This window comes from Paenibacillus sp. OT2-17 (assembly GCF_009827695.1).
Lineage (GTDB): Bacteria > Bacillota > Bacilli > Paenibacillales > Paenibacillaceae > Paenibacillus > Paenibacillus polymyxa_B.
Genome location: NZ_WUDQ01000244.1, coordinates 1 through 5,186, shown reverse-complemented (window position 1 = coordinate 5,186; position 5,186 = coordinate 1). Strand labels below are relative to the sequence as shown.

Genomic DNA, 5,186 nt, shown 5'->3' with positions numbered 1-5,186 from the left:
CCCGTCGTGCTCAGTTTTTAGAGCGAACGGCCGAATGGAATGTGGGAGATTTTTCGTTGCTGAATGGTATTTATATGGATGGCAGCAAGGATTATTTGCAGCAAATGCTATTCATTTTCATTGATAATGCATTCAAATATACACCTGAAGGCACAGTCCGATTTGATGCCATTATTTATCAAGGACAGGTGGGGCTACGGATCAGTGATACGGGCATTGGAATGGATAAGAGTGAGGTTCCCTTTATTTTTGACCGCTTTTACCGGGCAGATGAGTCACGCGGGGTGACGGAGGGAATTGGGTTGGGGCTATCTATTGCCAAGTGGATTATTGATGAACATCACGGGTCTGTGGAAGTGGTTACGCGCCAAGGAGAAGGAACGACATTTGTCATCTGGCTTCCGGTCAGCTTTTCCGCGCCTTTGGAATAGGCTATAATAGGAAGGCAACTACATCATAGAATTGGCCGGTAGAGGCGTGGAAGCCCACAGCTGCCCAGTTTTGGAGCTGTATACTGTGTCGAAGAAAGCGGGGGCTCATTTTGGAAGTACTCAGAATTTCGCCCCGGGGTTACTGCTACGGCGTAGTCGATGCCATGGTATTGGCACGTCAGGCAGCCAGAAATCTGGACTTACCCCGGCCTATTTATATATTAGGCATGATTGTGCATAACAGTCATGTCACCAATTCCTTTGAAGACGAAGGGATTATTACACTGGACGGCCCGAACCGTATGGAGATTTTAAGCCAGGTAGAGAGCGGCACTGTTATCTTCACTGCTCATGGCGTATCACCAGAGGTTCGCAAGCTGGCACGAGACAAGGGGCTGACTACGGTAGATGCGACTTGCCCTGACGTCACAAAAACGCATGATCTGATTCGAGAGAAGTCTGCCGAAGGCTATCAAATTGTTTATATTGGCAAAAAGAATCATCCAGAGCCGGAGGGAGCTATCGGTATTGCTCCTGACCATGTTCATCTGATTGAAAAGGAAGAAGAAATCGACAGTCTTACGTTACCAGCTGGCAAAATCCTTATTACGAATCAGACGACCATGAGTCAATGGGACATCAAGCACATTATGAAGAAGCTGCTGGAGAAGTTCCCAGGTGCTGAGATACACAATGAAATCTGTTTGGCGACGCAGGTACGTCAGGAAGCGGTAGCTGAGCAGGCTGGACAGGCGGATCTGGTGATCGTTGTCGGTGATCCGCGCAGTAACAATTCAAACCGATTGGCTCAGGTTTCGGAGGAAATTGCTGGTACAACAGCTTATCGTATTTCTGATGTGACCGAGCTGAAGAGGGAGTGGCTTGAGGGCGTAGCCAAAGTGGCTGTGACTTCTGGGGCTTCCACGCCGACACTGATTACCAAAGAGGTTATTACGTATTTGGAGCAGTATGATGCGGCTAACCCGGATACGTGGGAGATTCAGCGAACCATAGATATGAAAAAACTGCTGCCTCCTGTACGGGAGAAGTCAAAAACGACGAAATAGTTTGTGATTGATTACAGCCGTTATTCGGATACAACCATCCGGATAGCGGCTTTTCAAATTGTTTTAATTTATAGATATTATTCGGTTAGCTTCACTAAGTTAGAATATTGAATAATTCGGGATAATTAAGCCTTGACGAGTATAGCTAAAACAGGTATAGTTGCTTTAACGAATAAAAGCTTAAAAGCGAACAAGCGTCTAAGTGTCATAATATCAATCTATAATGGGTTAATAAAATATGTATCATAGAGAGGAAGAAAAAAATGATCGTTATCGCTGGTGTTCAAACACCTGAAGAACATATTCAAGCTATTGTTGAAGTTATTGAGAAAGAAGGATTGCAGGCTCATGTATCAAGGGGATCGGATCGCACGATCATCGGACTGATCGGTAGCGTAGAGCCCAAGCTGGCTGAACATCTGCGTCAAATGAAAGGCGTAGAAAATGTGGTTAAAATATCGAAGTCCTACAAATTGGCCAGCCGTGATTTTCATCCGGAAAATACGGTTATCTCCATTAAAGGAGTAAATATCGGCGGAGGCGAGCTTGTCATTATGGGTGGACCATGTGCCGTTGAATCTGCTGCACAGATAGATGAAATTGCCGGATTGGTCAAAGCAGCAGGTGCGCAAGTTCTCCGTGGTGGTGCTTTTAAGCCGCGTACAGGGCCTTATAGCTTCCAGGGAACTGGTGTAGAAGGTTTGATCATGATGGCTGAGGCAGGTCAAAAGCACGACCTCCTGACCATCACAGAGGTTATGACACCTGAATACGTAGACATTTGTGCGGAATATGCCGATATCCTGCAAGTAGGTACACGGAATATGCAAAACTTCGATCTACTGCGTAAGTTGGGTACTTGCGGCAAGCCAGTGTTGCTCAAACGCGGCTTTAGCTCGACTTATGACGAGTTCTTGAATGCTGCCGAGTACATCTTGGCAGGTGGCAATCCGAATGTTATGCTGTGTGAGCGCGGTATCCGCACTTTTGAAACCTACACCAGAAATACACTCGATTTGTCTGCGATCCCTGTGTTGCAACAGTTGAGCCATTTGCCGGTTATTTCTGATCCTAGCCATGGCACGGGTAGACGTGAATTGGTTGTTCCTATGACGAAGGCTTCGGTCGCTGCCGGAGCGGACGGACTAATTATTGAAATGCATACAGATCCCGATAACTCAATGACGGGGGATGGTGTACAATCCCTGTTCCCGGATCAATTTTCAGATTTGCTGAAAGATTTGGAAATATTGGCTCCTGCTGTGGGGAAAACATTTCACACGCCTAGTACCATTGCTTAAAACCAATGTTTAACATTAATGCATAAAAGTTTTGCTGCAACGCAGTAATGAGATTTAAATTACCTAAAAGCCCGATGTTTCGGGCTTTTTGTGCTATTCAAATGTTATCAAGGGCGTAAGCATATCTAACATTAGTTTAAAAAATACCTTACATAGCTATTGACCCGTGTCATGTTTGAGATTTATAATGACGACAGAAAAAAACATTCGATCATGAACATTTCAGGGTTGTATAAGACTTAATGTTCGGAAAAATTGGGAGGAAGAAGACATGTCCGTTGAAAACGTATTGAAAACAATTCAGGAAAATAATATTGAGTGGGTAGATTTTCGTTTTGTAGATTTGTCTGGTCGTGCTCACCATATTTCATTGCCAGCTTCCGAAGTAGATGCAGAAACATTTGTTAACGGTGTTGCTTTCGACGGTTCTTCCATTCCCGGCTATCGTGGCATCGAGGAGTCCGACATGGTTATGCTGCCCGATCCAGAAGCGGTTTTTATCGACCCTTTCACTCAGCATCCTACACTGAATATTCTGTGTGACATTGCTACGCCAGATGGCGAAAAATACGACCGCGATCCTCGCGGCATTGCAAAAAAAGCTGAGGCATTTCTTCAATCCGCAGGAGTGGGCACAGCAGCATTTTTTGCACCTGAGTCCGAGTTTTTCATCTTTGATGATGTTCGCTACGAAAGCGGCATGAATAGCTCCTCCTTCTTCGTAGATTCCGAGGAAGCAGCTTGGAACACGAACCGTAAGGAAGAAGGCGGCAACCTGGGCTTTAAAGTGGGAGTGAAGGGCGGATATGTACCTGTAGCGCCAGTAGACACCCAACAAGATATCCGTAGTGAAATGTGCCGTTTGCTTGAAGAAGCAGGTCTGAGAATTGAGCGCCATCACCATGAGGTAGCTACGGCAGGCCAAGCGGAAATCAACTTCCGTTTTGACACACTCAAGAAAACAGCAGATAACCTGCTCGTCTATAAATACATTGTACACAACACAGCTCGTCAATATGGTAAAGTGGCAACATTCATGCCGAAACCAATTTTCGGGGACAACGGAAGTGGTATGCACGTTCACCAATCCATTTTCGATGGCGACACTCCTTTGTTCTACGAAAAAGGTGCTTATGCTAATCTGAGCGAAATGGCTCTTCATTATATTGGCGGTATTCTGTACCATGCACCTGCATTGATCGCTTTGACAAATCCAAGCACAAACTCGTTCAAACGTCTCGTTCCTGGCTACGAAGCACCAGTTAACCTGGTATTCTCCAAAGGTAACCGTTCTGCGGCTGTACGTATTCCAGTAGCGGCTGTTACTCCAAAAGGCTGTCGGATCGAGTTCCGTACACCAGACTCCACCGCTAACCCTTACCTTGCCTTCTCAGCGATGCTGATGGCGGGTCTGGATGGTATCAAGCGCAAATTGAACCCAATCGAATTGGGTTATGGTCCACTTGACACCAACATCTACGAGCTGTCTGACGCTGAAAAAGGTAAAATCCGTAGCGTACCTGGTTCATTGGATGAGGCTTTGGATGCTTTGGAAGCTGACTACGAATTCTTAACTGAAGGTGGCGTATTTACGAAGGACTTTATTGATAACTATGTAGAGTTCAAACGTTCTGAAGCTAAATCGGTGAACATCCGTGTTCATCCACACGAATATAGCCTGTATTTTGACTGCTAATAACTTGATTGCTTAGCTGCTTTGAATAACAACCACTAGCTTACGGGTAACAGTTGTTATTCAAGATAGGTCTCCGGTCTTATGCCGGGGACCTTTTAATATTAAAGTGAAAATTACAAAATAAAGATGTTAAATACGTTAACATTCACAACTTTGTCACATCATAAATGAAATTGAAAACATTTTTATACAAGTCTTGAACGCATTTATGAATACTGCTATCATAGCGATAATATCCACACCAGAGTAGAGAAGGGATGGGAATTTGTTGAGTAAGAGAGCCTACAATTTTAATGCAGGACCAGCGGCATTGCCGCTTAAAGTACTGGAACGTGTACAAGCTGAATTCGTAGATTTCCAGGGAACAGGGATGTCGATCATGGAAATGTCTCACCGTGGAGCTGTGTATGAATCTGTTCATAATGAGGCACAGGAACGTCTGTTATCTCTGCTGGGCAATCCACAAGGCTACAAGGTGTTATTCCTACAAGGGGGCGCAAGTACGCAGTTTGCAATGCTGCCTTTAAATTTCTTGCGCGAAGGACAGACTGCGAGCTATGTAATGACAGGTAGCTGGTCGGACAAGGCATATAAAGAAGCCAAGCTACTGGGCAAGGCTCATATTGCCGCATCCTCCGCTGATGAGAAGTACATGCGTCTTCCGAATGTGGATTCCTTGGACTTGCCTGAG

Annotated in this window: 5 protein-coding genes; all 5 read left to right on the top strand. The window is 45.1% G+C overall.

Annotated elements, in window-relative coordinates; genetic code table 11:
* On the top strand, positions 1–431 hold a 431-nt coding region (locus tag GRP75_RS18600; protein WP_160790015.1), incomplete at its 5' end, for a sensor histidine kinase.
* A 110-nt stretch (positions 432–541) separates the two neighbouring features.
* Positions 542–1,498, top strand: a complete 957-nt coding sequence (locus GRP75_RS18595) for a 4-hydroxy-3-methylbut-2-enyl diphosphate reductase (RefSeq protein WP_013309434.1) — start codon at positions 542–544, stop codon at positions 1,496–1,498.
* A gap of 263 nt (positions 1,499–1,761) precedes the next feature.
* Complete coding sequence (gene aroF / locus GRP75_RS18590; RefSeq protein ID WP_023987802.1) at positions 1,762–2,799, top strand: 3-deoxy-7-phosphoheptulonate synthase; 1,038 nt, start codon at positions 1,762–1,764, stop codon at positions 2,797–2,799.
* Between the two features lie 271 nt (positions 2,800–3,070).
* Positions 3,071–4,495 (top strand): type I glutamate--ammonia ligase, encoded by a 1,425-nt coding sequence (glnA, locus tag GRP75_RS18585; RefSeq protein ID WP_023987803.1) that lies wholly within the window; start codon positions 3,071–3,073, stop codon positions 4,493–4,495.
* Positions 4,496–4,760: 265 nt separating this feature from the next.
* A partial coding sequence (locus tag GRP75_RS18580; protein ID WP_160790014.1) for an aminotransferase class V-fold PLP-dependent enzyme occupies positions 4,761–5,186 on the top strand: 426 nt, incomplete at its 3' end.

Excerpts from the sequence above, each read along its gene's own strand:
- aroF (WP_023987802.1), top strand. The coding sequence starts at position 1,762 with ATGATCGTTATCGCTGGTGTTCAAACACCTGAAGAACATATTCAAGCT.
- glnA (WP_023987803.1), top strand. The coding sequence starts at position 3,071 with ATGTCCGTTGAAAACGTATTGAAAACAATTCAGGAAAATAATATTGAG.